This is a genomic window from Streptococcus pseudoporcinus LQ 940-04, from assembly GCF_000188035.1.
Classification (GTDB): domain Bacteria; phylum Bacillota; class Bacilli; order Lactobacillales; family Streptococcaceae; genus Streptococcus; species Streptococcus pseudoporcinus.
Genome location: NZ_AEUY02000005.1, coordinates 1,109,919 through 1,136,906, shown reverse-complemented (window position 1 = coordinate 1,136,906; position 26,988 = coordinate 1,109,919). Strand labels below are relative to the sequence as shown.

The 26,988-nt window shown below is 39.0% G+C and carries 26 protein-coding genes, 3 tRNA genes, 3 rRNA genes and 1 pseudogene; 2 read left to right on the top strand and 31 right to left on the bottom strand.

The window, feature by feature from the left end; all coding sequences use genetic code 11:
• Positions 1–17 precede the first annotated feature (17 nt).
• From STRPS_RS06940 to STRPS_RS06815, 28 genes and pseudogenes are all read right to left on the bottom strand, one after another.
• Positions 18–710 carry a methionine ABC transporter permease gene (locus STRPS_RS06940; RefSeq protein WP_007894870.1) on the bottom strand — a complete coding sequence of 231 codons (693 nt, stop codon included), beginning with the start codon at positions 708–710 and terminating at the stop codon, positions 18–20.
• The gene (locus STRPS_RS06935; RefSeq protein ID WP_007894860.1) at positions 711–1,775 is read right to left on the bottom strand and encodes a methionine ABC transporter ATP-binding protein; all 1,065 of its coding nucleotides are present in this window, start codon (positions 1,773–1,775) and stop codon (positions 711–713) included.
• Positions 1,768–3,141, bottom strand: coding sequence for a M20/M25/M40 family metallo-hydrolase (locus tag STRPS_RS06930; RefSeq protein ID WP_007894901.1), 1,374 nt, complete (start codon positions 3,139–3,141; stop codon positions 1,768–1,770). The genes STRPS_RS06935 and STRPS_RS06930 overlap by 8 nt, the downstream gene beginning before the upstream one ends.
• A gap of 100 nt (positions 3,142–3,241) precedes the next feature.
• Positions 3,242–4,087 (bottom strand): MetQ/NlpA family ABC transporter substrate-binding protein, encoded by an 846-nt coding sequence (locus tag STRPS_RS06925; RefSeq protein ID WP_007894914.1) that lies wholly within the window; start codon positions 4,085–4,087, stop codon positions 3,242–3,244.
• Between the two features lie 249 nt (positions 4,088–4,336).
• Complete coding sequence (locus STRPS_RS06920) at positions 4,337–5,164, bottom strand: amino acid ABC transporter substrate-binding protein (RefSeq protein ID WP_007894909.1); 828 nt, start codon at positions 5,162–5,164, stop codon at positions 4,337–4,339.
• A gap of 133 nt (positions 5,165–5,297) precedes the next feature.
• Positions 5,298–6,014: a YebC/PmpR family DNA-binding transcriptional regulator gene (locus STRPS_RS06915; RefSeq protein ID WP_007894864.1), complete on the bottom strand. Its 717-nt coding sequence runs from the start codon at positions 6,012–6,014 to the stop codon at positions 5,298–5,300.
• A gap of 180 nt (positions 6,015–6,194) precedes the next feature.
• Positions 6,195–6,461, bottom strand: coding sequence for a hypothetical protein (locus STRPS_RS06910; protein WP_126476001.1), 267 nt, complete (start codon positions 6,459–6,461; stop codon positions 6,195–6,197).
• Positions 6,433–6,507: a MerR family transcriptional regulator gene (locus STRPS_RS10950; protein ID WP_408646535.1), complete on the bottom strand. Its 75-nt coding sequence runs from the start codon at positions 6,505–6,507 to the stop codon at positions 6,433–6,435. Before STRPS_RS10950 ends, STRPS_RS06910 begins: the two co-directional genes overlap by 29 nt.
• A 158-nt stretch (positions 6,508–6,665) precedes the next feature.
• Positions 6,666–7,763 (bottom strand): nucleotidyltransferase, encoded by a 1,098-nt coding sequence (locus STRPS_RS06905; protein WP_007894946.1) that lies wholly within the window; start codon positions 7,761–7,763, stop codon positions 6,666–6,668.
• A gap of 13 nt (positions 7,764–7,776) precedes the next feature.
• Entirely contained in the window at positions 7,777–8,403 is a 627-nt protein-coding gene (locus tag STRPS_RS06900) for a DJ-1/PfpI family protein (protein WP_007894910.1), read from the bottom strand.
• A gap of 21 nt (positions 8,404–8,424) precedes the next feature.
• A complete protein-coding gene (locus tag STRPS_RS06895; RefSeq protein WP_007894880.1) occupies positions 8,425–9,165 on the bottom strand; it encodes a class I SAM-dependent DNA methyltransferase in 741 nt (246 codons plus the stop codon).
• A 58-nt stretch (positions 9,166–9,223) separates the two neighbouring features.
• On the bottom strand, positions 9,224–9,577 hold the full coding sequence (gene rsfS, locus STRPS_RS06890; RefSeq protein ID WP_007894851.1) for a ribosome silencing factor: 354 nt from the start codon (positions 9,575–9,577) through the stop codon (positions 9,224–9,226).
• 111 nt (positions 9,578–9,688) lie between these two features.
• A pseudogene (locus STRPS_RS10945) lies at positions 9,689–9,850 on the bottom strand (hypothetical protein); the annotation flags it as partial.
• Between the two features lie 258 nt (positions 9,851–10,108).
• The gene (gene yqeK / locus STRPS_RS06885; RefSeq protein WP_007894937.1) at positions 10,109–10,702 is read right to left on the bottom strand and encodes a bis(5'-nucleosyl)-tetraphosphatase (symmetrical) YqeK; all 594 of its coding nucleotides are present in this window, start codon (positions 10,700–10,702) and stop codon (positions 10,109–10,111) included.
• On the bottom strand, positions 10,699–11,331 hold the full coding sequence (locus STRPS_RS06880; protein ID WP_007894856.1) for a nicotinate-nucleotide adenylyltransferase: 633 nt from the start codon (positions 11,329–11,331) through the stop codon (positions 10,699–10,701). Before STRPS_RS06880 ends, yqeK begins: the two co-directional genes overlap by 4 nt.
• Positions 11,332–11,398: 67 nt before the next feature.
• Positions 11,399–11,707, bottom strand: a complete 309-nt coding sequence (gene yhbY, locus STRPS_RS06875; RefSeq protein ID WP_007894857.1) for a ribosome assembly RNA-binding protein YhbY — start codon at positions 11,705–11,707, stop codon at positions 11,399–11,401.
• 59 nt (positions 11,708–11,766) lie between these two features.
• Positions 11,767–12,882 (bottom strand): ribosome biogenesis GTPase YqeH, encoded by a 1,116-nt coding sequence (yqeH, locus tag STRPS_RS06870; protein ID WP_007894924.1) that lies wholly within the window; start codon positions 12,880–12,882, stop codon positions 11,767–11,769.
• Positions 12,882–13,409 (bottom strand): YqeG family HAD IIIA-type phosphatase, encoded by a 528-nt coding sequence (locus tag STRPS_RS06865; RefSeq protein WP_007894902.1) that lies wholly within the window; start codon positions 13,407–13,409, stop codon positions 12,882–12,884. The genes yqeH and STRPS_RS06865 overlap by 1 nt, the downstream gene beginning before the upstream one ends.
• A 104-nt stretch (positions 13,410–13,513) precedes the next feature.
• The gene (locus tag STRPS_RS06860; protein ID WP_007894963.1) at positions 13,514–14,056 is read right to left on the bottom strand and encodes a sigma-70 RNA polymerase sigma factor region 4 domain-containing protein; all 543 of its coding nucleotides are present in this window, start codon (positions 14,054–14,056) and stop codon (positions 13,514–13,516) included.
• A gap of 307 nt (positions 14,057–14,363) precedes the next feature.
• Positions 14,364–14,437 (bottom strand) — tRNA-Arg (locus STRPS_RS06855).
• Between the two features lie 81 nt (positions 14,438–14,518).
• Positions 14,519–14,592 (bottom strand) — tRNA-Asn (locus STRPS_RS06850).
• A 5-nt stretch (positions 14,593–14,597) separates the two neighbouring features.
• A 5S ribosomal RNA gene (gene rrf, locus STRPS_RS06845) occupies positions 14,598–14,713 on the bottom strand.
• Between the two features lie 190 nt (positions 14,714–14,903).
• Positions 14,904–17,809, bottom strand: a 23S ribosomal RNA gene (locus tag STRPS_RS06840).
• Positions 17,810–18,109: 300 nt separating this feature from the next.
• Positions 18,110–18,182 (bottom strand) — tRNA-Ala (locus STRPS_RS06835).
• Between the two features lie 109 nt (positions 18,183–18,291).
• Positions 18,292–19,840 (bottom strand): 16S ribosomal RNA (locus STRPS_RS06830).
• The 16S, 23S and 5S rRNA genes sit together here with 3 tRNA genes alongside, the layout of an rRNA operon.
• A 312-nt stretch (positions 19,841–20,152) precedes the next feature.
• On the bottom strand, positions 20,153–20,701 hold the full coding sequence (hpf, locus tag STRPS_RS06825) for a ribosome hibernation-promoting factor, HPF/YfiA family (protein ID WP_007891529.1): 549 nt from the start codon (positions 20,699–20,701) through the stop codon (positions 20,153–20,155).
• Positions 20,702–20,775: 74 nt separating this feature from the next.
• Positions 20,776–21,456, bottom strand: coding sequence for a ComF family protein (locus STRPS_RS06820; RefSeq protein ID WP_007891533.1), 681 nt, complete (start codon positions 21,454–21,456; stop codon positions 20,776–20,778).
• Complete coding sequence (locus tag STRPS_RS06815) at positions 21,446–22,747, bottom strand: DEAD/DEAH box helicase (protein ID WP_007891532.1); 1,302 nt, start codon at positions 22,745–22,747, stop codon at positions 21,446–21,448. Before STRPS_RS06815 ends, STRPS_RS06820 begins: the two co-directional genes overlap by 11 nt.
• Before the next feature lie 55 nt (positions 22,748–22,802).
• Between STRPS_RS06815 and STRPS_RS06810 the strand changes: the two genes are divergently transcribed.
• Entirely contained in the window at positions 22,803–23,432 is a 630-nt protein-coding gene (locus STRPS_RS06810) for a YigZ family protein (protein WP_007891527.1), read from the top strand.
• Between the two features lie 112 nt (positions 23,433–23,544).
• Positions 23,545–24,510, top strand: coding sequence for a cysteine synthase A (gene cysK, locus STRPS_RS06805; protein ID WP_007891534.1), 966 nt, complete (start codon positions 23,545–23,547; stop codon positions 24,508–24,510).
• A 65-nt stretch (positions 24,511–24,575) separates the two neighbouring features.
• Here the strand turns inward: cysK and tnpA are convergent, their stop codons facing one another.
• The 3 genes from tnpA to STRPS_RS06790 all read right to left on the bottom strand — a co-directional run bounded on the left by tnpA (position 24,576) and on the right by STRPS_RS06790 (position 26,972).
• Positions 24,576–25,031, bottom strand: coding sequence for an IS200/IS605 family transposase (tnpA, locus tag STRPS_RS06800; protein WP_007896184.1), 456 nt, complete (start codon positions 25,029–25,031; stop codon positions 24,576–24,578).
• Between the two features lie 187 nt (positions 25,032–25,218).
• Entirely contained in the window at positions 25,219–25,572 is a 354-nt protein-coding gene (locus STRPS_RS06795; protein WP_007892969.1) for a S1 RNA-binding domain-containing protein, read from the bottom strand.
• Positions 25,572–26,972, bottom strand: coding sequence for a bifunctional Cof-type HAD-IIB family hydrolase/peptidylprolyl isomerase (locus tag STRPS_RS06790; RefSeq protein ID WP_007892964.1), 1,401 nt, complete (start codon positions 26,970–26,972; stop codon positions 25,572–25,574). The genes STRPS_RS06795 and STRPS_RS06790 overlap by 1 nt, the downstream gene beginning before the upstream one ends.
• Between the last annotated feature and the right edge of the window lie 16 nt (positions 26,973–26,988).

Genomic DNA, 26,988 nt, shown 5'->3' with positions numbered 1-26,988 from the left:
TTTTGTCCCAGACTCTTTTACTTATGACTAAAATATCTCGTCAGACGATCACCGATAAATTGGATACTAAAAATAAGAAATAGTATCAGTAAAGTCGCTACCCAAGTCACATCATTATTGAATCTATTATAACCATAAGAAATAGCAACATTTCCCAGACCACCAGCACCAATAGCTCCCGCCATTGCTGTCTCACCCACCAGTGAAATTAAGGTAACCGTCGAAACACGAATCAAGTCCGGCAATCCCTCACTAAGATAAACGCGGACAATATCCCAAAAAGTCGCTCCGGAAGCCTGTGCTGCTTCAATAACACCCTTATCAAGTTCTGAAAAGACAACTTGAACTTGACGAGCAAAAAATGGAAATGTCGCAAAAGTTAAAGGAACAAGTGCTGCGTTGGCACCAAGAATCGTCCCCATCACCAAATAAGTGAAGCTTGCTAAGATTGCAATTAATATAATAAAAGGAATCGCTCGGAAGATAGATGTGACTTTATCTAATATCCAGGAAACCACCTTATTTTCAATCACACCATCAGGTCCCATTAAAACCAAAAGGAGTCCTAAAAAGAGCCCAATACTCCCTCCAACAATGAAGGGGACGATAGTCATGTAAATGGTATTCCAAATGGCTAATCCCCAACCAGCATCACCAGACCAGCCTAGTTGATAAACATTTGGTAAATAAGTTTGAATGATACTTGACATCTAGTTTCCTCTCTTTAATATCGTTACGTCGACACCAGCTTTAGCTAAGGCATCTTCTGCTAATGCAAGATTTTTAGCATCGCCCTCTAAAACTAAAATCATTTCGCCAACAGGAGTCTGATCTAAAATTTCGATATTACCATATAAGATATTAGCAGTTACTTCATAATCTCTGTAAATTTGGTTCAATATTGGTTCATCAGTTGACGTTCCAGCGTATTTAAGTTGTGCCAACAATGCCCCCTTGGGTAATTCTTTAACAATTTCTTGTTGGTTGATTTTTCCTAAAGCTTCATCAATCCCAGTGGCTGTCCGGATAAATTCTTGTGTTAAGGCATGTTTAGGATTTGAAAAAATATCTAAAACCGAGCCCTCTTCAATCAAAGAACCATTCTGCATGACTGCAACGCGATTACAGATATCTTTAACAATTTGCATCTCATGAGTAATCATCACAATAGTGAGACCCAATCTTTTATTTAGATCTTGTAAGAGGGCCAGTATTTGTTTAGTCGTTTTAGGGTCTAATGCCGAAGTAGCCTCATCAGATATCAAAATTTTGGGATCATTTGCTAATGCACGGGCAATAGCTACCCGCTGTTTTTGTCCACCAGATAATTGCGAAGGGTAATTATCAGCACGGTCACTCAGCCCTACCATCTCCAACAAATGAATAACTTTTTTTTCAACTTCTCTTTTACTCAAGCCAGAATGACGTAAAGCAAAAGCTACATTTTCTTTAGCGGTTTTTTGAGCCATCAAATTAAAATGCTGAAAAATCATTCCTATTTCACGACGCTTTTCTCGCAAATTCTTACTAGATAAGATAACTCGGCCGTCTTTATAGGTTAAATCTCCATCAATATGAATCTGACCAGCTGAAGGAATTTGTAACAAATTAATAACACGAACTAGAGTTGACTTCCCTGCACCGGAGTAACCAACAATTCCGTAAATATCTCCCTCATTAATAGTCACCGATACATCCCTGACAGCCTCAATTTGCTTCTTACCCTGTTGGAAAGTAATAGCAATATGCTCCAGCTCTACCACTGCTTTATTCATAACTTTTAACAAACTCCTCAATTAATATAATATGGCGTAAATAATCTGAAATTAGAACATTTTCATCACCTGAATGATCAGAACTATTAGCATTCCCGAGCCCCAAAGAAATCATAGGAGCTCCTAAAACTTCAAAAACGGTATGCATAGGGCCTGTTCCTGCCGATGTTGGAAGTAGACAGACACCATGAGGATAATTACTTTCAACTGTTCTGATTAATCTAAGGATCTCTGGATTAGTCAAGTCACTTCGATAACTCTTTTCTCCAAGCGTATAGGTTAAATCAACATTTGGAAATCCTAGCCTTTGCAACTGTTTCTTAATCATTTCAAAAACATAGTGTGGATCTAAACCTGGAACCAAACGAACTTCCATCTTAGCACTAGCATAAGCTGGAATAATCGTCTTTACACCCCTACCTAAATAACCAGAAGAAATCCCTTGAATAGTGACAGAAGGTTGAAAATAATAGCGCATCAAAAATGCTTCTTGTTCAGATTGCAAAAGAGGTAAACTCAAGCCGTAAAGTTTCTGCAACGTGTCTCCATTTTCTGTTGAATAGTGAACAACTAAATCAAGTTCTCTTTGAGTCACAGGAAGAATATGTTCAGAAATACCATCTACTAAAAGGGTGCCCTCCTTGTCGCGCAAGCTCGAAATAGCCTCAAGCAAATACCAAGTGGCAGAATCAACAACTCCACCAAACTTCGAGTGGATATCCCTTACTGCACTAGTAACCGACATATCGAAGGTCAAAATGCCTTTATTACCTCCAGTTAATTCTAACTGATTAGACTGGTTCCGAATTCCTTGTTCCCAGATTAAGAGATCAGCATCTGCTAACTTATCTTTGTGCTTTGCTAAATAGTTTTCCAAATCAACAGACGCCGATTCTTCTGCACCTTCAATAATGAAAGTTATATTCAGTGGTAATGCTGAATGCTCTCTTAAATATCTACTGACAGCTGTCAGCCGGGCTAAAATATGCCCCTTATCATCATCAACACCGCGTCCATACATCATATCATCTCTAATATCCAATGTAAAGGGATCAGCCGTCCACTTTTGATCACTATCTGCTGGCACAGTATCATAATGATTATAAAAAATAAGCGTTTTTGCTTCAGGAAAGGGACTTTTAAATTCAGCAATAACAAAGGGAGCTTTATAGCTTTGATCAATAGTAACATGAGCTCCTGCCTTTTCAAAAATTTTTCCTAAATAGGTAGCCGCATCCCTTAAGCCAATATTTTGAGCATAGATGGATTTAATAGCTATTAGCTGTCTTAGTTCCTCAAGATGGGTTTGAATAGTTGTATCATGCCATAAGTCTTTATCAAAACTTGTAATATCTTTATTATGCATTTGTCACCCAACCTTCTAACATAGCTTATTGTACACTTTATTTTATTTTAAAAATAGGATAGAGGCTAAGGATAATCGTCCCAGCCTCATCTTATAACCATTACCAAACAGGAACATCAACTCCCTTGGATGTTTTGTCGACAACCTTCTTCAACTCGTCAGTATGATATGCTTTAACTAACTTTTTAATCGCCGCTGCTTTATTTGATGATTTCCAATCTTTTTTACCTGCTAAGATATTAATCCATTGTTTAGAATTTTTATCAATTTTCTCTTTATATAAAGACGTTTTAAAATCAATTTTTGCTGGTACTGCGTAACTATTGTTGACAATTGCTGCATCAGCTGATGAAAGAGCTCGCGCAGTCTGACTTGCATCCAGTTCCTTGATATCTAAGTCCTTTTTATTTTCAGTAATATTAGCAATTGTTGCCAATTGATCACCAGAAACATCTAGCTTGATTAAACCTGCTGCTTGTAAAACATAGAGGGCACGACTCTCATTTGTCGCATCATTTGGCACTACAATTTGTCCTCTGTTTGGAAGTTCATTAACCGATTTGTATTTTGCCTTTCCATTTGGACTTGTTCCTGAGAAGAGATGAATAGGACTGATATAAGTCTCAGCAATGGCTACTAAATTTTCTTTGTTTTCCTTATTCCAATTAGTTAAAAAATTGTAGTGTTGAAAAGCATTGATATCAACTTCACCATTAGCCACAGCCTTATTAGGCTGTGAATAATCTGTAAACTCTTTATATTTTAATTTAATCCCATCTTTTTTAAGTAAATCTTCGATTTCCTTCCACCTAGCATCGTCCGAACTTGTTTTAGTCATAACTCCTACAGTAATAGTATTTTTATCTGTCTTAGCATTTCCACATGCAACTAATAGTATTGACGTTAATAGAATTCCTACAAAAGAGATTATTTTTTGATGTGACATGAATTATTCCCCATTTCAAATTAGTAATATAGTTATTCTAAACAATTGAGATATAGTTTGCAAATTGATATATTTTAACTATATCCATAGTCTAAAACTATACCTGCTTGATCTTCACTGAAAATAGTATTTTATAGATAGCTATTATCAAAGGATAGCCTCAAAACAGAGCTTTATAGACACAAAAAGCAACTACTGAGAAACAGTAATTGCTTAGCTTGTATGAGAAACTACTTTAAAGTTACTTTATTATTTGGGAAGATTAAGTTGTTTAACTTTAGGTGCGTAGTCACCGCCCAGGTGAGCCTTAGCCAACTTCGTCAAAGTACCATCTTTTTCTAATGCTTTAAGTCGTCTGTTTACAAAACTTTGTAAATCCTTTTGATCTTGACTAAAAATAAAGTAAATGTAAGGTTGTTCTTTGCTTTCTAAAGGAATCGTTTTTAGATTATCAAGACCTTGATTTTTTATAATCGCATTAACCGTTGGGGCGTCAAAAATTTTAAAATCAGCTTTACCCTCACTTAAATTTGATAACATTTGAGTGATATTTTCGTTAGTATATTTCAACTTAACTTGAGCCGAACTGTTCTTTTTATTGAAATCTTCCAATTGGGCTGCAGTCGTTGTCCCTTGAACAACTTGCGTTGAATGGTTTTTAATATCTGCATAAGATTTAATATCACTGTCTTTTGGAACGACTAAAACAGATGGTGTTGTTCCAGTTGGGTAAGAAAAGAGATATTTTGAAGCTCTTTCCTTTGTATAACTAATGTTATTTCCAGCCATTTGGTATTTACTTGAATCTAATCCTGTAAAAATAGAAGACCACTCTGTTTTCTTAAAATTAACCTGATATTTATCAGAACCTTTAAAAATTGCTTTAGCAACCTCTACATCATAACCTGTTAAATGGCCTGATTTTTCATAAGAAAAGGGAGCTGTTGTTCCAACAGTTGCAAAAGTAATCGTTTCTTTACCATTGGTCCCTGTCGTTTTATTATGACCACAAGCCACTAAAACTAGTGCAACAAGTGCTGTTATGCTTAAAAAAGCAACTTTTTTACCTTTAATCATTCGTTTACTCCTTTAGTATTATTTCATATTCTATCACCTTTGCCCTTTTCCTACCAATATTTATTCTTTATCACTATGATAAAAAAAGAGTATCGAAAAAAGAGCTCAAAGGCTCTTTTGATTATGGTATAACTTAGAAGTCAGCAACGTTATGGTATACTTTTTGAACATCGTCGTCAGCTTCTAAAGCATCCACTAATTTTTCAAATTTCTCAAGGTCTTCACCTTCAAGAGTAACTTCACTTTGTGGAATCATCTCTAATTCAGTCACTTGGAATTCTGAGATACCTGAATCACGGAGGGCTTGGATGCCTTTATGCAAATCAGTTGGAGCTGTATAGACCGTGACGGTACCGTCCTCTGCTTCAACATCGTCAACTTCAACGTCTGCTTCTAACAGTAGCTCAAAGATCGCATCAGCATCATCTCCAGCAAAAACGATAACGCCTTTTTTATCAAACATATAAGAAACCGAACCTGAGGCACCCATGTTCCCACCATTTTTGCCATAGGCAGTACGAACATTTGCAGCAGTCCGATTAACATTTGAGGTCAAAGTATCAACGATAATCATTGAACCATTTGGCCCAAAACCTTCATAACGACCTTCAACGAAAGTCTCATCAGTGTTACCTTTAGCTTTATCGATGGCTTTATCAATAACATGTTTTGGCACTTGTGCTTGTTTAGCGCGGTCGATAACGAATTTAAGCGCTGAGTTTGATTCTGGATCGGGATCCCCTTGTTTAGCAGCAACGTAGATTTCTACCCCAAACTTAGCATAAACTTTTGAAGTAGCACCATCTTTAGCAGTTTTTTTGGCAACAATATTGGCCCATTTACGTCCCATTAGTTTCTCCTCGTGGTAAGTATTATTTTTCAAAGCTCTTTTTAAAATAGCCGAGCTGTCTCGTTAACTCTATTATTATAGCACTTTGAGGTGATTTGGTAAAATGGAAATTAACTGGCCCAAGGCTAAAAATTCATTCCCTTTTTTCTCCAATGACTTCCTTAATCATTTTTAGAATGTCTAGACTAAGCTTTTTTCAAATAGTCTACCAAGGAAGTTGCCGGTCTGCTCAAATCTTTCAAATGTCATTGCTACTTCTCCTTTTGCCAATTGTTTAGTAAAGACCAATCCTTTTTTAGATTTGTTTCTTACTATTCCGGTAATGTAGTATTCCTTTAGGGACTTCCCAACTGTTATAAGACTGATGATTAATGATTCTATCAATAGCCTTAAGAAAATCTCTAAAAAGTAACATCTCTTATAGTCTTTGTAAATTATCATCATCATAACGGTACCCATTTTCCCTAATCACAGCAGGTTTTAGGAGATCGATTTTATTATAGTGATGCAGGGTCCTGATTGTAAGACCATGACTTCTTTAAGAGTCTTCATTCTTATTTCCAGCCTTTAAATAAGCTAGCTTACCTATAGTATAAACCATTACCTATGGATAGGGTTAAGCCAAAAAGAAAAAAACTTGGCCTAACCAAGTTAATCTTTTGAAATTCTAATGGGGCTTCGCCCGAAAGTTTGTTCTGGCAGGTCCGGATGGCCCAGTTGATAGACTAAATCAGCCTGCTGTGTTGGGCTATCCCAAGGATCGGCACCGATTTTACTGATTAAACTAACTGATTTTTTTAATCTTTTTAAATGGGCTTGGCCTTTTTCGGTAAAAGCTAAGAGATGGATAGCTTCCGGCAACGAAGCTTCCTGAGCATTGACCAAGATATAAGTTAATAAGCGACGGACCCGTGCTTTTGTGTAGCGCTTTGTAGCCACCTGCTCCACTAATTCCTCCAAGCTCGCTGCGCTCGCAATAGCCGAGCTGATACGACTAGCCATTTCCTGGTTAACCTGCGGAATCTGCCTTAAATCAGGGTGCGTAAGAATCTGGTACCTTAAAAGAGGGTAAAAATTGTTCCAAGACAAGTGCGGTGCGGTTAGAATCAACTCCGCGCTAGGAGTTGCCTGCTCTAAAAATGCTCGGTCTGAAATGTGTTTGCGGATGGCTGTTGCGGAGGCCATGAGCTGATTTTTCTCTTGGGAATGGTAGGCGGCGCCCTGCCTTCTGATGGGCTGCAGTCGCAAATTCTTGCCCGCGCTAGCCTTTGCGTAGGCCAAAGCCAAAATATGGTTTGGTGTATTTCCCGAAAAATCAATCCCGGTAAAAGTCTCCCACATTTGCTGGGTCTTCTGAGGATAAGAAAGCGAATCGTCTAGCGTTTCCATAAAGACTGTCATCTGCTCAGCTTTTTCCTCATAAAGCTTTGCAATTTTTTCATAATCTAAATCCTCTTCAGTACCAAAAGCTAAAGTATCAATGCCCATTTTAGCAAGGATATCAACGGCCCCCTGAGCAAAATAATCTGCCGACTGAACAGCCACTTGAAAAGGCAACTCAACCACGATGTCAGCTCCATTTTCTAGCGCCATTTGGGCTCTAGTCCATTTATCCACAATTGCCGGTTCCCCTCGTTGGACAAAATTACCAGACATGGCTACGATTTTCAGGCCTTCTGCCTGCTCAAGCAGGTACTTATGTCCATAATGAAAAGGATTAAATTCAGCGATAATGCCAGTAATAGCCATAGAAGCTCCTTAGTTAACGAATATTTGGATATAAGTTCAATACTTCTTCTATCATTGACTCATAATCCTTTTGATCTAATGTAAATAAAACTTCTTCATTTGATAGCTCAGGAAAATCACTAATAAAATGACATTTAGCTAACACTGAATCAGTAAATAATGGAACAGCCTTAGAACTACCAATGGCAGTTATCAGATTCCTATCAATCATACAAAGTCTTGGTACATAGTTACTTGCCTTTAACCAGGAAAAACTATTAAAGTAATTGCGATAAATACCACCAGTATACAGATGATTATTTAATAATCCTGCCTTTGCAAGTAGGATTGGCGATGATGAAATTGATGCAACAAGAGTATTTTCTAGACTGACTTTTGATAAAGCCTTGATTAAATTGAGATCATTTACAGCAACAAAAGGATCCAGCGTTCCAGTAAGTAGAATTAGTTCATATCTTGCTAAGTCTATCTCCTCTAATGCATAATGAGGCATAACTTGGAAACCATCTTCACTTTGATACAATATTTTTTTGCTAGCAATAATATCAACTTTTTGCTGGTATTGAAGTGTCAATTTTGCAGTTAAAGGTGTCATTTCATACAAGGAAAATTCTGGATAAATTAATAAAGCAATCTTCATCGAACCCCCTCATTCACATTTTTATTTCTGTGCCACGAAGAACCAACGCTGACTTTTTTCATTTGGTTTCTGATCCTCAAAGTCAGCATAAACTTTGAAAGACTTGAAGCCTGCTTGTTCTAAGAGGATATCGTAGGTTAAAATATCATAAGTTCTTTCCTCATGAACTTCATCATGTCGTGAAAAAGACCCGTCTGATTCTTTTAAAAAAAAGGTCAATTCGTGAACCACTGAATGCGGTGCCTCGTCTTCATAGCTATCCCAGACCATGGCAAAATCGTCCGCATTTTCATGGTAGGAGTAGCCAGGAAAGACCTCATCTGTTTGGTATGTTGAATGAACATCGAAAATAAAAACGCCATCAGGATTTAAGCAATCATAAACTTCCTTAAAAACATCACCAACTTCGACTTCATCCTGCATATAACAAATAGAATCCGAGTAGCAAGTGACAAAATCGTATTTGCCAGCCTTGGACAAATCTAGCATATTGCCTTGCAAGAAACTAATGTCCTTTTTAGCTCCCTGAGCTCTTTTTTGAGCAATATTAAGCATCTCTTGACTCAAATCAAGGCCTGTCACCTCAAAGCCAGCATCCGCAAAGCGTAAGGACTGAATCCCCGTACCACATGCAAGTTCTAACAACTTCTTTTTCTTATTGTCTTTGGGTAAATGGCGGAGCGAAAAGTCCGTCCAGAGATCGTATAAAGAATCGTCCATTATGGCATCATAAACGGATGCAAACGTTTCATAAGTTGTCATGATAAATCTAACCTCAATTTTTAAAAAACAGTCCACAACAGACTGTTTGTTTTTTATCTTAAAGCAATTGACGTGATACATCCACAAGAGGTGCATCATGCCATAATTTCTCTAAATTATAGTGGTAACGTTGCTCTTCAGAGAAGATGTGTACAACGACATCGTTAAGGTCTAAAAGAACCCACCCCGTTGTACTGTCGCCTTCAATGTGACTGGCATCACCACCAACTTCTTTAACTTTTTCACGAATATTTTCCGCGATAGCTTCTAATTGACGACTGTTCGTTGCGCTTGTGATAACAAAATAATCAGTTAGACTGGTTAAACCTTCTAAATCAAGTACTAAAATATCTTCGGCCCGTTTTTCATCAGCTGCTTTGACAACGACGTTTAACAGTTCTTCTTTTTTCATATAAATGGTTTCTTTCCTTATTTCATTATTTCATTAATTCTTCGAGTGGGAGGATCTGACCATAGCGGCCATCCTACATAGCTTGGTAAAAAGCAATAGTTGCTTGAGCAGTCATCCGTTGATTGTCAGTGGTCGTATGAAGCCCATTTGGAATCTTGATTTTGAATTTTTTTCAAAGCCAATTTTTATAGTCGCATCAACACAATACTCTGTTTGTCTTCCAACTACAATTAAATCTTCAATAGCCTTACCGTTAAGATAATGAGCAAGGTCAGTTGCTTTAAAGAAGAGTTATATTTTTTATCAAAAATTTTTTCCTCTTTTTCCGGCTGAACTTTTTGAATAATTTACCAAACATCCGTTCCGGTCATAAGCAAGTCATCCTGGTGACGCACAGAGACGACTTCTATTTGTGTTTATCTTGCCCAATCACTGATTTATTCCAAGCTTTCCCAAAAAACTCCTATATTGATAGGATTTCTCACTAATTGATGCTTCTTGAACATCAGTAACAAGTCACGCTTCCTTCATTTAATCCTCTTTCAAGTAGTGGCAAAAAGCATTATAGGTCTCAATTGTTTGAGGGTAGATTGGCACTGCATTTCTTGCTAAATAGGCTACTGTATTAACCGTTTCAAAGGCCACTGCCTTATTTAAATTATCTTGAGCAATTTTTCTCGCTTCTGTAACAAGTGGAAAATCTCGGCCCTCTTCTATATAATCAGCTACATAAAGAATTTTGTCAAGTAAAGACATGTCTTTTGCTCCGACAGTATGAATGGCAATTGCTTTCAAGATATCGGGGTCCGATATTTGTAAATCTTCTTGAATTTTATAGATACCAACCAAACCATGCCAAACATTATTGTTCCATTGTAATAAATCTTGGTCTAAATCATATTTCTGAATTAAATCTTTAAAAATTTGATCTGGACATTCCTTGGCGTAATCATGTAGCAGCGCAGCTAACCCTGCTTTTTCAGGATCATACTGATTCTTTTCAGCTAGTTTTACTGCCGCCTTTTCGACACCTAGTACATGTTTAAACCTTTTTTCGCTCATTTGCGCAGCAATTTTTTCCAAAAGTTGCTCACGTGTATAAGGAAGATAATCTTGATAACTCATTGATAGAGTCCTTCTTTTTGAATGTAATTAAATACTGATTGAGGCATCAAATAATTTGGTTGACGGCCTTTTTTGATAAAATCCCGAATCATACTGGACGAAATATCCATTAAAGGGACATCTACCCAAATAACTGGATAAGAAGTGCCAGCTTTGTACTTAGGCCTTTGTACCCCAACAAATTGAACCATTTGGACCAATTCATCAATTCGATGCCATTTAGGGAGATAATCAACCATATCAGCTCCGATTATGAAATAATAATCAACCTCAGGATTCTTCTCCTTGAGAAGCGCCATCGTATCATAAGTATATGAAATGCCTTTGCGCTCCAACTCAATTGGTTCAATCGCTAAGCCCTCAGCTGAATTAATAGCTAGTTTAAGCATTTCTAAACGATACTTTTCATCAATTGTCTCTTTCAAATCAACATGGGGCGGTTTAAATTCAGGCATTAGTAAAACCTGATCTAATCCTAGCTGTTGACGTACTTGGTCTGCGACCACTAGATGTGCATTATGAATCGGGTTGAAGTTACCACCAAGTATTCCAACTTGTTTTCTAGTAATATCTTTTTTTTCAGTTTCTAATTCAACCTTTGTAAAAGGTGTTACGAGTTCTAAAGCCATTATTTCTCCAAAATGTTAACCTTGTGAATAATTCAAACAAAATAGGTGATATGTTATGTTAGGTTTCTTAAATGTCTTTTACTTTCGGTGAGAGTTTTCGATTTTCTTTTTTTGCAGATACCTTATAAAGAATTAAAATCCGGCCAATTTTTAGAACCGTTTCACAACCAATCTCATCTTCTAAAGTTTCTGCAACGTCGTGGATATTCTCATCCGTATTTTGTAAAAGAGTTACTTTGATTAACTCCCTTGCATCTAAGGCATGCCTCACACTCGTCTTAATCTGATTATTTAAGCCATTCTTACCAATTTGAACAATTGGTTTTAAGTGATGTGCTTCTGCTTTCAAAAAAGCTCTTTGTTTACTTGTTAACATCTTATTTCCTTTTATTTTGTGTCAATTTTATTAGTCATAATAGTAAATGCCATCACTTTTTAAATAATGGCTTTACGCGTCACGACGGCCACACCTTTAGGAGCCCAGCCTGCAATTTTTACGGGATTTTCCTTACTCCCATTAATACAGATCCATCCCAAGCCAGAAAACACCAAGTCCATTTTGCTATCAATAAAGAATTCATAACTTATCAATTCTGGAAAATCTCTATTTTCATTATCAGGTGGCGTTAATAGACTACCTCTGTGTTTATGATAAAAAGCATCTGCTCCTTCAAGTTTGGTTCTATGTAATGTCAAATTATTATCAAAATAAGCTGTGAAGCCCTGCTTTAGCCCTGAAATAAAATCAAAACGACCAAGGCCAGCTAAGAATAAAGTTTGTCCTGGATTCAATTGATAAGTTTTTGGTTTGATTTCTTTTTTAGGACTAATATATTTTAAGTTTTTAGCAGAAAGATAATGTGCCATCTGATGACGATGAATGATACCTGGTGTATCAAAGATATAGGTGCCATCTTCTAATGGAATTTCTATCTTATCAAGCGTAGTCCCTGGAAAACGCGATGTCGTAATGATATTTTTGTTACCACTGATTTCTTGAATGATAGCGTTAATCAAGGTTGATTTACCAACATTTGTTACTCCAACAACATAGACATCACGACCCCTGCGAAGCTTGTCAATTGAGGCAATTAAATCTTTTATAGCGTAGTTGTTCTGTGCACTAGTTAACATAACATCAATTGGTCTCAGGCCTTCTTCATGTGCTCTCTCCAACAACCATTGGTTAACCTTACTGTCTTTTGTGGACTTAGGTAAGATATCTTTTTTATTTCCCACTAAAAGAACGTCATTCCCAGCAACAAAACGGGACAAACCAGGTATAACTGAACCATTGAAATCAAAAATATCAACTACGTTGACCACTAGGGCATCACTCTCTCCAACTTCATGTAACAACTTCAGAAAGTCATCATCTGACATTTGCACATCTGAAATTTCATTATAGTGACGTAAGCGGAAACATCTCTGGCAATAAAGCTCCCCGGTTTCCAACCCCTTTGTTACAGCAGCTTGAGGAGTAAACCCAATCTCCTCTTTATTTTCGGTTTGAATCTTAACTCCACAACCTATACAAAATAATTCTTCCATCAAATCCCTTTTTGGTATGTTAATTTACCATATTTCTTTTCCAATTTTGCAAAAACCCGTTTTTCTCGAAAACGATTTATTTTCGTATTCCATGCGTCAGATGCTACCAAGGGCTTTACAAGCACCGAACGGATACCAGCCCTATGACTTGCTCGAATATCAGTCATTAGCTGGTCACCAACCATAATCACTTCATCTGGATTGAAACCGTATCGTTCCATCGCCATCTTTATACCTCGCGAAAAAGGTTTCATTGCACGGCTAATAAAATCCACCCCAAAGCGAGCAACTGCTCTTTCCACACGCCGATGATTATTATTGGAAACCACCACCACTGAAATATTTGCGATAGTCATTTCATCTAACCAAGCTCTCACTTCTGCCGTTCCGTCAGGATTATCCCAAGCAATAAGGGTATTATCTAAATCTACTAAGACTGCTGAAATTCCTTCTCTTAGCAAGTCATTCGCTCTTAAATCATATACTGCTTCTACCATGTAGGTCGGCCTATAATCGTCAATACTCATTTTATCTCCAAAATAGTTATTACTATTCATTATACCATAATAGAAGGTAAAAGTATGTATTTCCATCATGCAAAAATAGGAGATCATACAGCTATTTTATTAACCTATTGAAAGTCTATAAAGAAAGGCTTTAACTTGCGCAATAAAGATTTTCGCCCAGAAAAGCGCTCTCCTCTTAGCAATGCTTTAAACTGATTTTGTTCTTTCATGGTCAAATATGGCTTCAATTCCTCAATAATTGACTGATAAGCAACAAAATCATCAAGGATGAGTCCCTTTTCCGGTATCCGATGAGAAACTTCACTAATTTCTTGATATGGTAAGCGATTTAATTTTCGTTTGAAAGATTCTTGATGACGAATAGTGTCTTTTATATGGGACGAAAATTTAGTTTTAAAATATACCAGTAACTTTTTTTGATTAGTTAGTAATTCAGGATTACTTTCGATCAGACTATATAGAACTAAACGTCCTTCTTGTAGCCAATCATCAGTTTCCCATAATTGAATAAAATAGGTCCGCATTAGCTTAAAAACAATTGGCTTTACTTGGCTAAATAGTTGATTTAATTCATACATAGGCTTTTTAATAACACCTTCTTTCAAAATGATAGTCATATTGTAAAAGAAAGTTACAAAAAAGAACATGACATCAATGTCATGTTAGACTCAAGACAAAGAAGATTTTTATTACCTACGGACTACCTTTATCATACAATAGTATCATTTCTATTCTCTAGCAAAGCTTGCAAGTGAAAAAATCACAAACCCATACTCTACGCCGTGGCAAAAATGAGTCTGGGGCAAAAATAAATACTTTACTTATGTATAGGTGTTAATATAACAATTTAATTTATCAAAAAATAACTAATAAAGTACTGAACTAAAACACATAATAAAAAGAACATGGGTATCATAGAAAAGCACCCATGTTCTTTTGTTTTTTATTTCATAATGCACCCTAGAGGAGTCGAACCTCTAACCGCCTGATTCGTAGTCAGGTACTCTATCCAGTTGAGCTAAGGGTGCTATACTTTACCTCTTAAAAACAGTATCCACTTTTTTGATAACTTTAAACCAAAAAAGATAGGAATTTCCTATCTCTAAAGACTCCGCCAGTAGGACTCGAACCTACGACATCATGATTAACAGTCATGCGCTACTACCAACTGAGCTATGGCGGATCAAGGCTAAGCGACTTCCTTATCTAACAGGGGGCAACCCCCAACTACTTCAGGCGTTCTAGGGCTTAACTGCTGTGTTCGGCATGGGTACAGGTGTATCTCCTAGGCTATCGTCACTTAACTTATGAATGAATTGTAGTCGAACTAAAATCTTAGTCAAAAAGATAAACTTCCTTGTGCAAGCACACAGCGTCACTTTCCTATTTTCATACAGATTTTTTTACGTTCTCATTACTTCATTTAGTCCACTCAAAATTGAATAACTATATCTTACCAAGAACTCTACCTCATTGTCAATAAACTTTTTATCTTTGGATAAGTCCTCGAGCTATTAGTATTAGTCCGCTTCATAGCTCACACTACTTCCACTTCTAACCTATCTACCTGATCATCTCTCAGGGCTCTTACTGATATCTAATCATGGGAAATCTCATCTTGAGGGGGGCTTCGCACTTAGATGCTTTCAGCGCTTATCCCTTCCCTACATAGCTACCCAGCGATGCCTTTGGCAAGACAACTGGTACACCAGCGGTAAGTCCACTCTGGTCCTCTCGTACTAGGAGCAGATCCTCTCAAATTTCCTACGCCCGCGACGGATAGGGACCGAACTGTCTCACGACGTTCTGAACCCAGCTCGCGTGCCGCTTTAATGGGCGAACAGCCCAACCCTTGGGACCGACTACAGCCCCAGGATGCGACGAGCCGACATCGAGGTGCCAAACCTCCCCGTCGATGTGAACTCTTGGGGGAGATAAGCCTGTTATCCCCAGGGTAGCTTTTATCCGTTGAGCGATGGCCCTTCCATGCGGAACCACCGGATCACTAAGCCCGACTTTCGTCCCTGCTCGAGTTGTTGCTCTCGCAGTCAAGCTCCCTTATACCTTTACACTCTGCGATTGATTTCCAACCAATCTGAGGGAACCTTTGGGCGCCTCCGTTACCTTTTAGGAGGCGACCGCCCCAGTCAAACTGCCCGTCAGACACTGTCTCCGATAGGGATTTCCTATCTGGGTTAGAGTAGCCATAACACAAGGGTAGTATCCCAACAGCGCCTCTAACGAAACTGGCGTCCCGTTCTCTATGGCTCCTACCTATCCTGTACATGTGGTACAGATACTCAATATCAAACTGCAGTAAAGCTCCATGGGGTCTTTCCGTCCTGTCGCGGGTAACCTGCATCTTCACAGGTACTAAAATTTCACCGAGTCTCTCGTTGAGACAGTGCCCAAATCATTACGCCTTTCGTGCGGGTCGGAACTTACCCGACAAGGAATTTCGCTACCTTAGGACCGTTATAGTTACGGCCGCCGTTTACTGGGGCTTCAATTCAGATCTTCGCTTGCGCTAAACCCTCCTCTTAACCTTCCAGCACCGGGCAGGCGTCACCCCCTATACATCATCTTACGATTTAGCAGAGAGCTGTGTTTTTGATAAACAGTTGCTTGGGCCTATTCACTGCGGCTGTCATCGCTGACAGCACCCCTTCTCCCTAAGTTACGGGGTCATTTTGCCGAGTTCCTTAACGAGAGTTCTCTCGATCACCTGAGGCTACTCGCCTCGACTACCTGTGTCGGTTTGCGGTACGGGTAGAGTATGATACTACGCTAGAAGATTTTCTTGGCAGTGTGACATCACTAACTTCGCTACTAAACTTCGCTCCCCATCACAGCTCAATGTTAGAGATATAAGCATTTGACTCATATCACACCTCACTGCTTAGACGGGCTCTTCCAATCGCCCGCTTTAGTTAGCCTACTGCGTCCCTCCATCACTTCATACTCTAGTACAGGAATATCAACCTGTTGCCCATCGAATACACCTTTCGGTCTCTCCTTAGGTCCCGACTAACCCAGGGCGGACGAGCCTTCCCCTGGAAACCTTAGTCTTACGGTGGACAGGATTCTCACCTGTCTTGCGCTACTCATACCGGCATTCTCACTTCTATGCGTTCCAGCACTCCTCACGGTATACCTTCTTCACACATAGAACGCTCTCCTACCATTACTATTACTAGTAATCCACAGCTTCGGTAAATTGTTTTAGCCCCGGTACATTTTCGGCGCAGGGTCACTCGACTAGTGAGCTATTACGCACTCTTTGAATGAATAGCTGCTTCTAAGCTAACATCCTAGTTGTCTGTGCAACCCCACATCCTTTTCCACTTAACAATTATTTGGGGACCTTAGCTGGTGGTCTGGGCTGTTTCCCTTTCGACTACGGATCTTAGCACTCGCAGTCTGACTGCCGATTATATCTACTTGGCATTCGGAGTTTATCTGAGATTGGTAATCCGGGATGGACCCCTCACCCAAACAGTGCTCTACCTCCAAGAGACTTAACATCGACGCTAGCCCTAAAGCTATTTCGGAGAGAACCAGCTATCTCCAAGTTCGTTTGGAATTTCTCCGCTACCCACAAGTCATCCAAGCACTTTTCAACGTGCCCTGGTTCGGTCCTCCAGTGCGTTTTACCGCACCTTCAACCTGCTCATGGGTAGGTCACATGGTTTCGGGTCTACATCATGATACTAAAGCGCCCTTTTAAGACTCGGTTTCCCTACGGCTCCGTCTCTTCAACTTAACCTCGCATCATAACGTAACTCGCCGGTTCATTCTACAAAAGGCACGCTCTCACCCATTAACGGGCTCGAACTTGTTGTAGGCACACGGTTTCAGGTTCTATTTCACTCCCCTCCCGGGGTGCTTTTCACCTTTCCCTCACGGTACTGGTTCACTATCGGTCACTAGAGAGTATTTAGGGTTGGGAGATGGTCCTCCCAGATTCCGACGAGATTTCGCGTGTCTCGCCGTACTCAGGATTCTGCTAGGGCTTAATTCAATTTTAAATACGAGGCTGTTACTCTCTTTGGCTTACCTTCCCAGGTAATTCTTCTATTAAATTTAAGTCCCACATCGCAGTCCTACAACCCCCGAGGAGTAAACTCCTCGGTTTGCCCTCCTGCCGTTTCGCTCGCCGCTACTAAGGCAATCGCGTTTGCTTTCTCTTCCTGCAGCTACTTAGATGTTTCAGTTCACTGCGTCTTCCTTCTCACAACCTTTACAGTCATGGATACTAACCATTAGTTAGTGGGTTCCCCCATTCGGACATCTCTGGATCAGCGCTTACTTACAGCTCCCCAAAGCATTTCGTCGTTAGTCACGTCCTTCTTCGGCTTCTAGTGCCAAGGCATCCACCGTGCGCCCTTATTAACTTAACCTTATTTCCAGTCTTGCGACCTTCTTGATTTTTTTTAATATGTTCGCGTTTATCTTTTTTTCGGTTTATTTCTTGTTACTTTTCTACAATCATTTTCATGATCGTGGAATTTGATATAGTTATTCAATTTTCAATGGACTATACTAGGATACAAAGCAACGGTCGCTTTAGCGAAACTTCTGTAGAAAATTAGGAATCTGACACAGTGTGCTTGCACACAAGGAAGATTATCTATTTTCCTAGGAAGTTAGTTGCGTGTTCAACTTCACTTATTATTAAGTTTAGGTGGACTTATATCCTATGGAGCCTAGCGGGATCGAACCGCTGACCTCCTGCGTGCAAAGCAGGCGCTCTCCCAGCTGAGCTAAGGCCCCGACTAATAAACTGGTTTTGCATTATTAGTGGTGTGCTATCTTATCATGAAGCTTATATAAGACCTCTCAAAACTAAATAAGACAAGACAAACGTCTTCCATTTCCTTAGAAAGGAGGTGATCCAGCCGCACCTTCCGATACGGCTACCTTGTTACGACTTCACCCCAATCATCTATCCCACCTTAGGCGGCTGGCTCCTAAAAGGTTACCTCACCGACTTCGGGTGTTACAAACTCTCGTGGTGTGACGGGCGGTGTGTACAAGGCCCGGGAACGTATTCACCGCGGCGTGCTGATCCGCGATTACTAGCGATTCCGACTTCATGTAGGCGAGTTGCAGCCTACAATCCGAACTGAGATTGGCTTTAAGAGATTAGCTTGCCGTCACCGGCTTGCGACTCGTTGTACCAACCATTGTAGCACGTGTGTAGCCCAGGTCATAAGGGGCATGATGATTTGACGTCATCCCCACCTTCCTCCGGTTTATTACCGGCAGTCTCGCTAGAGTGCCCAACTTAATGATGGCAACTAACAATAGGGGTTGCGCTCGTTGCGGGACTTAACCCAACATCTCACGACACGAGCTGACGACAACCATGCACCACCTGTCTCTTCTGCTCCTAAGAGAAAGCCTATCTCTAGGCCGGTCAGAAGGATGTCAAGACCTGGTAAGGTTCTTCGCGTTGCTTCGAATTAAACCACATGCTCCACCGCTTGTGCGGGCCCCCGTCAATTCCTTTGAGTTTCAACCTTGCGGTCGTACTCCCCAGGCGGAGTGCTTAATGCGTTAGCTCCGGCACTAAGCCCCGGAAAGGGCCTAACACCTAGCACTCATCGTTTACGGCGTGGACTACCAGGGTATCTAATCCTGTTTGCTCCCCACGCTTTCGAGCCTCAGCGTCAGTTACAGACCAGAGAGCCGCTTTCGCCACCGGTGTTCCTCCATATATCTACGCATTTCACCGCTACACATGGAATTCCACTCTCCCCTTCTGCACTCAAGTTTGACAGTTTCCAAAGCATACTATGGTTAAGCCACAGCCTTTAACTTCAGACTTATCAAACCGCCTGCGCTCGCTTTACGCCCAATAAATCCGGACAACGCTCGGGACCTACGTATTACCGCGGCTGCTGGCACGTAGTTAGCCGTCCCTTTCTGGTTAGTTACCGTCACATAATGGATTTTCCACTCCCATTACCGTTCTTCTCTAACAACAGAGCTTTACGATCCGAAAACCTTCTTCACTCACGCGGCGTTGCTCGGTCAGGGTTCCCCCCATTGCCGAAGATTCCCTACTGCTGCCTCCCGTAGGAGTCTGGGCCGTGTCTCAGTCCCAGTGTGGCCGATCACCCTCTCAGGTCGGCTATGTATCGTCGCCTTGGTGAGCCTTTACCTCACCAACTAGCTAATACAACGCAGGTCCATCTCATAGTGAAGCTTTTGCTCCTTTTAACTCGGGTTCATGTGAACCCCAGTCTCATGCGGTATTAGCTATCGTTTCCAATAGTTATCCCCCGCTATGAGGTAGGTTACCTACGCGTTACTCACCCGTTCGCAACTCCTTGGTCTAGTGCAAGCACCAGACCTCAGCGTTCTACTTGCATGTATTAGGCACGCCGCCAGCGTTCGTCCTGAGCCAGGATCAAACTCTCTTTTTAGTTGAACTCACTCGTTCTTTTCTGTCGCTGACAGTATTTATTGTCTTTTGCTTTGACGGGTAATATGCGCTAAACATATCACCCTCACGTTTGGTTATTCTTGTCTTATTCAGTTCTCAAAGGTCTTTGTCTCTTACGAGACAACTATTTCATTCTACCAACTATTTCTGCCTTTGTCAATAACTTTTTTCTTTTTATTTTCAATTAGGTTTTTACAGCTCTTGGCTTACCTCTGCTGACTCAGTAAGCCACTAAAAGTCCCTTACTTTTCTGACAAAAAAATAGCAGGAAAATTTCCTGCTATTCTTCTTTTTATTTTGCCTCAATAAGACCTAGATCTCCATCTTCACGTCGGTAAAGGATATTTGTTGCACCATCTTCAGAATCTGTATAAATAAAGAAGTCATGGCCTAAAAGTTCCATTTGTAAACGCGCTTCCTCAATATCCATTGGTTTAAGAGTAACATTTTTTGTACGAACAACTTTGACAACAGGACCTTCTTCAACTTCTTCTGATTCAAATTCACTTGTGAAAACTTGACCAGTTGGAATTTTTTCACGATGTTTTTTAGCAATTTTAGTTTTGTTTTTACGAATTTGACGCTCAATCTTATCAACCACTAAATCAATTGAACCATACATGTCCTGAGAGACATCTTCTGCGCGAAGAGTCATTGAACCTAGTAAAATTGTTACTTCAACTTTAGCAGTCTTTTCACGATAAACTTTCAGATTGACACGAGTATCTATTTCATTCTCTTCAACAAAATATTTTTCAATTTTAGCAAGCTTAGATTCAACGTAGTCGCGAATTGCATCTGTTACTTCAATATTTTCTCCACGAATACTAAATTTAATCATAAGATACCTCTTTCCTAACGCATGAAGCGCTTTCTTTAATACTATTATACCGTTTTCATGAAAATTTGCAAGTTTTAGCGTGCAATACTGAAACTTTTTATATTCGTAAAGCCTTCTGCAATAAGGACGTCTCTAACATGTTTTATCGTCGTTCCAGTAGTATAAATATCATCAATAATTAATAATTTTTGATTTTTTTGAACTTTTTTAGTCAGTTCATTAGCATAGAAGCTATTAGCACTTTCTAAACGTTGTACCTTATTCCTGTGTGATTGATGCTCGTTTTCCACTTTACTAATCATTGGTAAAAATTGACAGCCTGCCACTTCCAGGATTGCTGTTACTTGATTAAATCCTCTTATTTCTGTCCTTTCTGGACTGACAGGGATCGGTACTAGCACATATTCCTTATAATCTTTTCTTACTGCTTTTAGTAATGGTTTTACAAAAACTTTTCTAAGTAAATAGTCCCCTTGAAATTTGTAAGTTGAAAAATACGCTTTCATATAATCGTTATATTTGAACATAGCAGAATGTTTAACCTCATATCCTTTTTTGTTCCACTCAATACAATCATAACATAGTTTAGCTGACCCAGATTTGAAACAAGCTGGGCAATGTTTCTGATCCACTCGTTTAAACTTCTTTTGACAAGGTTGACATATTATCAGTTCCTCTTTCATTAAAAAAATAATTTCTAAAAGAGAATAACTGTCTTCAATACGATTTCCACATAAAAGGCAATTATGATCCATAAGCTTCCTTATTTAAAGCTATTATTTCTTTTCTAGCTTTATACATAGCAGAGCTCACTCCCTCATGGAAAAATATTACCTTACCATTTGGTCTATCAATGGATCTCCCAACACGCCCTGCTATTTGAATGAGACTTGAAGACGTAAAAAGGTGATGATGCGCTAATACAACAAAGACATCTACCCCAGGAAAAGTAACACCTCTTTCTAGTATAGTAGTCGTAACAAGAATTGACAGACTCCCTTGACGAAAGTCCTCAATCAATTCTTTACGTTTAGCCGTTTGACTACTTACATAGCCTATTTGGTGATTAGGAAATGATTTTACTAAACTATCATAGAACATTTGACCTTTCTCTATGACAGGATAAAAAATCAAAAGAGGATATGGCAAAGAAGTCTGCTTTTGGATGGCAGAGTATAGTTTGGTAGGTAGTTTACCTTTATCTAAATAGTTTTGAAAGTTTAAAATCAATTGAAATTTAGGCACTATTAATGGATTATTATGAAATCGTCTTGGAAGTGTTAATTTGATCAGTTTCCCTTTGGTCACCTCACTTTCTAAAAACTTCGTGGATGTGGCTGTCAAATAGATTAACTGACCTTCCTCTTTCAATGCTGACATAACAGCACGATTTAGGAGGGGATTATCAACAAAGGGAAAAGAATCAACCTCATCAATAATAATCAAATGAAATGCCTTATAAAACTTCAATAACTGGTGGGTTGTGGCAATAACAAGCGGAGCTCTATGATAACTTTCTGACCCCGCATGCATCAAAATAGTCTGACATGAGAAATCACGGCTTAAGCGTTTATAGACTTCAATACAGACATCAACTCTCGGACTGACTAAAGCAACCCATTTCCCACTATTGACTACTTCTTTGATAATGCTATAAATCATCTCCGTTTTACCTGCCCCTGTAACAGCATAAACCAGACTCCATTTTCCTAAATAATAATTTTCAACTAATTGTTTAGAAATACTCTCTTGATAAGGAGTTAAGCTTCCTTTCCACTTGAGATAATTTCCTTTTAAAAATGGCGGAGCAGGAAAATAATAGAGTTTATCATGACTTTGCACTCGTCCAAAAACTAAACATTGTCTACAATAATAATGCCCATTAGGCAGTAAGTGATCTTTACCAGCTTTACTGAGACAACGTCCGCAATAATAAGCCTTACCATCACCCTCAAAACTATCTTTCGTTCTTGCGACCTTTTGTGCTTCGTCACTAATTTGCTTAGCTGTGAATATGCGACCATATAAATTCTCTAAATCTTCCATATCTATTTATTCGAGAATTTTTGCCAAAATTTTGATTTTACTGTAAACTTTTCTTATGAAACCTTATAAAACAATACAAACAGATGGCATTTTCGAAGAGATAATTAAAAAATCACGTTTTATTGGTCAAGCTTTTCGCATTTCAAACGAAGAAGAGGGTAAGACAATTTTAGCAAAGATAAAAAAAGAGCACTACAAGGCTAACCATTCTTGTTCTGCTATGATTATTGGAGAGAATGCACAAATAAAGCGTTCCAGTGATGATGGTGAACCATCTGGCACTGCCGGGATACCCATTCTTTCTATCCTTGAAAAACAAGAGTTAACCAATATTTTAGTGGTTGTCACGCGCTATTTTGGTGGAATCAAATTAGGAACTGGTGGGCTTATAAGGGCCTATTCTTCAGTGACTACTGCAACATTAGATAGCTTACAACAAATCATGGTGAAGGAACAGGTTGGCCTGCGTGTTCACTTAAGCTATTCCCAGTACCAAGTTTTTGCTATTTTTTTAGAAAACTATGGGTTAGTAGAACATCATACTGTTTTTACTGATCAGGTCTCAACAACACTCTTTTGTGATACCGATTTTCAAGCTCAGCTGATTCAAGAACTAACAGAATTTTATCAAGGCAAGGTTTCTTTTGAAGCGGTGGACTCTCAAATTGTTGAAGTTCCTATTTAGAGTCTCTGATAAATTTCCTCTATCATGGCAATAAAATAATTCTATTTTACATCACACGATCTAGAACATATACTATGTTTAGAATTAGTATAAATTTAAGGTGGAAAATAATATGTCTAAACTGTACAACAATATCACAGAGTTGGTTGGTCAAACTCCAATTATTAAATTACAACATCTAGCCGACAAAGACTCAGCTGATGTCTATGTTAAACTCGAATCTTTTAACCCAGGGTCTAGTGTTAAAGACCGCATTGCTCTTGCCATGATCGAATCGGCTGAACAAGAAGGGATCATTAAACCGGGTGATACTATTATTGAACCAACTAGCGGAAATACTGGCATTGGTTTAGCCTGGGTCGGAGCTGCAAAAGGGTACAACGTTATTATTGTTATGCCTGAAACTATGAGCCTTGAACGCCGTCAGTTGATTCAAGCTTATGGCGCTAAATTGGTTCTTACGCCAGGTTCTGAAGGAATGAAAGGAGCCATTGCTAAAGCTCAAACCTTAGCAAATGAAATTGGAGGCTGGCTTCCATCACAATTTACTAATCCAGCCAATCCTAAAATCCACGAAGAAACAACTGGTCAAGAAATCTTTGAGGTTTTTAAAGAAATTGGCCTAGATGCCTTTGTCGCAGGGGTTGGTACTGGTGGAACCATCACAGGAGTTTCCCATGCACTGAAAAAAGTTATGCCTGGACTTAAAACCTATGCTGTTGAAGCTGACGAATCAGCTGTCTTGTCTGGTCAAGAACCTGCTCCACATAAAATCCAAGGAATATCAGCTGGTTTTATCCCTGAAATCTTAGACACCAACTCATATGATGATATTATTCGAGTAAGTTCTGATAATGCCCTAAAAACAGGTCGTTTGGTTGGAGCTAACGAAGGATTCTTGGTGGGAATTTCATCTGGTGCTGCTATCTATGCTGCTTTATCCTTAGCCAAAGAGTTGGGTAAAGGCAAAAAGGTACTCGCCTTACTTCCAGATAACGGAGAACGTTATCTTTCCACTGGGCTTTACCAATTCAATCATAACCACCCGTCTAACGGGTGGTTTGGACAGGGGCTATAAGCCCACATCATCAGCCAGTGCCTAAAGACGCTGGCCTCTTAAAGAGGCATTGGCATTACTTGCCATTATCCCCTAAAGGGATCTTCATATTCTTTCACACTTAACTTATCAAATGCTACGTCATGTTTTTCTTGTTCTTGTATATATTTCTTAATTGTGGCTTCATTAAGTCCAACTGTACTCACGTAATAGCCCTCTGCCCAAAAATGGCGATTGCCAAATTTGTATTTGAGATTAGCGTGCTTATCGAACATCATAAGAGCACTCTTACCCTTTAAATAGCCCATAAAACTTGATATGCTTATTCTTGGTGGAATACTGACTAACATATGGACATGGTCTGGCATCAGATGTCCTTCGATGATTTCGACACCTTTGTAACTACATAATCGACGAAAGATTTCGCCTAAACTGCTTCGATATTGATTATAGATAATTTTTCGTCTATACTTAGGTGTAAACACAATGTGATATTTACACATCCACTTTGTGTGTGATAAACTATGTGCCTTTTGTGCCATATTTTTCTCCTTTCGCTTTACAATAGGCTTGAACACCTTTATTGTATCGCGTTTGGAGTTTTTTTTGGTATAACCTTCGTTGCGCACCCGCATAGCGGGTGGTTTATTTGTCTCGCACCTTACGGAGCGAGACGGACTAAAAGTCACATAATTAAAAAAATAGGTGCCTTTGTCAAGGTACCTATTTTTAATGCTTAAAATGTTCTAAGCCTTCTTTTATCCAAGTATCCAAGTTAGCAGCTAATGGTTTAAAGCCTATTTTTAACCGACTATTTGAGAAACGATGGCGATGTGATAATTGGTGTTTTTCTTCCTCCAATGTTCTTATGGAAAGGCTAACTTTTTGATTAAATTCATCATAATCAACGACTTGTACATCAACCCTATCACCCACTGCTAGTATGTCATGAATATTGTCAATATAGCCTGTTTTAATTTCTGAAATATGGATGAGACCTGTTGTCCCATTATCTAGGGCAACAAAAGCACCATAGGGTTTGATTCCTGTAATAGTCCCATGAAATTTGTCGCCTATTTTCATTAATCTAAAACCTCAATTGTCTCAATAACCACATCTTCTTTAGGTTTATCATGTAAACCGGTTTCAACAGCCGCTATGATATCCAATACGTCGTATGAAGCTTGATCAACCAATTGACCAAAGACAGTATGTCGTCTATCTAGATGAGGGGTTCCTCCATTTTCAGCATAAGAAGCTGCAATAGGCGCCGGCCAACCACCCCGTTCTAATTCTTTTTGAGCATATGGAATTTTCTTGTTTTGAACAATAAAGAATTGACTGCCATTAGTATTTGGACCAGCATTTGCCATCGAAAGAGCACCACGAAGATTATAAAGCTCATCTGAAAATTCATCTTCAAAGCTATCTCCATAGATAGACTGCCCTCCCATTCCTGTTCCCGTTGGGTCTCCACCTTGAATCATAAAGTCGGGAATAATACGGTGGAAAATAACACCATCATAATAACCTTCTTTTGCAAGACCGATAAAATTAGCCACTGTTTTAGGAGCGTGTTCAGGAAAGAGTTGTACCTGCAAATCACCGTGATTCGTTTTAATAATAGCTTTTGGTCCTTGGACAGTATCTAAACTTATTTGTGGAAAATGTAATTCTTTTTCAATCAAACCTAATTCCTCCAAAGCATATAAAATGCCGTTTTCTTCTACTTTTTTTGTAACAAAATCAGCTTTTTCTTGCAATAAAGGATGGGATATCCCCATCGCAATACTGATTCCAGCATAATCAAATAATTCTAAATCGTTTAACTCATCCCCAAAAACTAGAATATTTTCAGGCTTCAAACCGAGATGATCAACTACTTTTGAAACACCTAATGCTTTTGATGTTCCCTTTAATACCACATCTGATGAGTTATCATGCCATCTAACCAACCGTAGATATTGAGCTAAATCCTCAGGTAATTGCAAAGCATCTCCTTGGTCTTCAAAGGTCCACATTTGGTAGATATCATGTTTTTCATTAAAATCGGGACAAACGTCTAAATCGGCATAGACAGGATCAATGGCCTTACTGACTAAGTCATTTCTTTCTGATAATACAGCTTGATGGCGACCGGCCATTCCATAGTTGATTCCTACAGCGTTAGCCCATTCTTTAAATCTCATGACTACTTCATCAGGAATGGGTGCCTGAAAGATAATATTTTTCTGATCATCTTTAGCATAAGCCCCATTTAACTTAACACAATAATCAGCATGTAAATCTTGAACTTCTTGAGGAACACCGTATCGTGCACGACCTGAGGCAATGCCAGTAAGAATTCCCTTTGCTTTTAGCTCTTTAAAGATTTTTTGAATCGTTTCTGGCATATAGCCAGTATCTTTTATTCTTAGGGTATCATCAATATCAAAGAAAACCATTTTAATTTTCTTTGCTTTATATTTCGTTTTTGCGTCCATCTTTTCCCTCCGTTAA

Bases quoted from the DNA above. Each gene is read 5' to 3' on its own strand.
- STRPS_RS06940 (WP_007894870.1), bottom strand. From the start codon at position 710: ATGTCAAGTATCATTCAAACTTATTTACCAAATGTTTATCAACTAGGC.
- STRPS_RS06935 (WP_007894860.1), bottom strand. From the start codon at position 1,775: ATGAATAAAGCAGTGGTAGAGCTGGAGCATATTGCTATTACTTTCCAA.
- STRPS_RS06930 (WP_007894901.1), bottom strand. From the start codon at position 3,141: ATGCATAATAAAGATATTACAAGTTTTGATAAAGACTTATGGCATGAT.
- STRPS_RS06925 (WP_007894914.1), bottom strand. From the start codon at position 4,087: ATGTCACATCAAAAAATAATCTCTTTTGTAGGAATTCTATTAACGTCA.
- STRPS_RS06920 (WP_007894909.1), bottom strand. From the start codon at position 5,164: ATGATTAAAGGTAAAAAAGTTGCTTTTTTAAGCATAACAGCACTTGTT.
- STRPS_RS06915 (WP_007894864.1), bottom strand. From the start codon at position 6,014: ATGGGACGTAAATGGGCCAATATTGTTGCCAAAAAAACTGCTAAAGAT.
- STRPS_RS06910 (WP_126476001.1), bottom strand. From the start codon at position 6,461: ATGATGATGATAATTTACAAAGACTATAAGAGATGTTACTTTTTAGAG.
- STRPS_RS06905 (WP_007894946.1), bottom strand. From the start codon at position 7,763: ATGGCTATTACTGGCATTATCGCTGAATTTAATCCTTTTCATTATGGA.
- STRPS_RS06900 (WP_007894910.1), bottom strand. From the start codon at position 8,403: ATGAAGATTGCTTTATTAATTTATCCAGAATTTTCCTTGTATGAAATG.
- STRPS_RS06895 (WP_007894880.1), bottom strand. From the start codon at position 9,165: ATGACAACTTATGAAACGTTTGCATCCGTTTATGATGCCATAATGGAC.
- rsfS (WP_007894851.1), bottom strand. From the start codon at position 9,577: ATGAAAAAAGAAGAACTGTTAAACGTCGTTGTCAAAGCAGCTGATGAA.
- yqeK (WP_007894937.1), bottom strand. From the start codon at position 10,702: ATGAGTTATCAAGATTATCTTCCTTATACACGTGAGCAACTTTTGGAA.
- STRPS_RS06880 (WP_007894856.1), bottom strand. From the start codon at position 11,331: ATGGCTTTAGAACTCGTAACACCTTTTACAAAGGTTGAATTAGAAACT.
- yhbY (WP_007894857.1), bottom strand. From the start codon at position 11,707: ATGTTAACAAGTAAACAAAGAGCTTTTTTGAAAGCAGAAGCACATCAC.
- yqeH (WP_007894924.1), bottom strand. From the start codon at position 12,882: ATGGAAGAATTATTTTGTATAGGTTGTGGAGTTAAGATTCAAACCGAA.
- STRPS_RS06865 (WP_007894902.1), bottom strand. From the start codon at position 13,409: ATGAGTATTGACGATTATAGGCCGACCTACATGGTAGAAGCAGTATAT.
- STRPS_RS06860 (WP_007894963.1), bottom strand. From the start codon at position 14,056: ATGTTCTTTTTTGTAACTTTCTTTTACAATATGACTATCATTTTGAAA.
- hpf (WP_007891529.1), bottom strand. From the start codon at position 20,701: ATGATTAAATTTAGTATTCGTGGAGAAAATATTGAAGTAACAGATGCA.
- STRPS_RS06820 (WP_007891533.1), bottom strand. From the start codon at position 21,456: ATGGATCATAATTGCCTTTTATGTGGAAATCGTATTGAAGACAGTTAT.
- STRPS_RS06815 (WP_007891532.1), bottom strand. From the start codon at position 22,747: ATGGAAGATTTAGAGAATTTATATGGTCGCATATTCACAGCTAAGCAA.
- STRPS_RS06810 (WP_007891527.1), top strand. From the start codon at position 22,803: ATGAAACCTTATAAAACAATACAAACAGATGGCATTTTCGAAGAGATA.
- cysK (WP_007891534.1), top strand. From the start codon at position 23,545: ATGTCTAAACTGTACAACAATATCACAGAGTTGGTTGGTCAAACTCCA.
- tnpA (WP_007896184.1), bottom strand. From the start codon at position 25,031: ATGGCACAAAAGGCACATAGTTTATCACACACAAAGTGGATGTGTAAA.
- STRPS_RS06795 (WP_007892969.1), bottom strand. From the start codon at position 25,572: ATGAAAATAGGCGACAAATTTCATGGGACTATTACAGGAATCAAACCC.
- STRPS_RS06790 (WP_007892964.1), bottom strand. From the start codon at position 26,972: ATGGACGCAAAAACGAAATATAAAGCAAAGAAAATTAAAATGGTTTTC.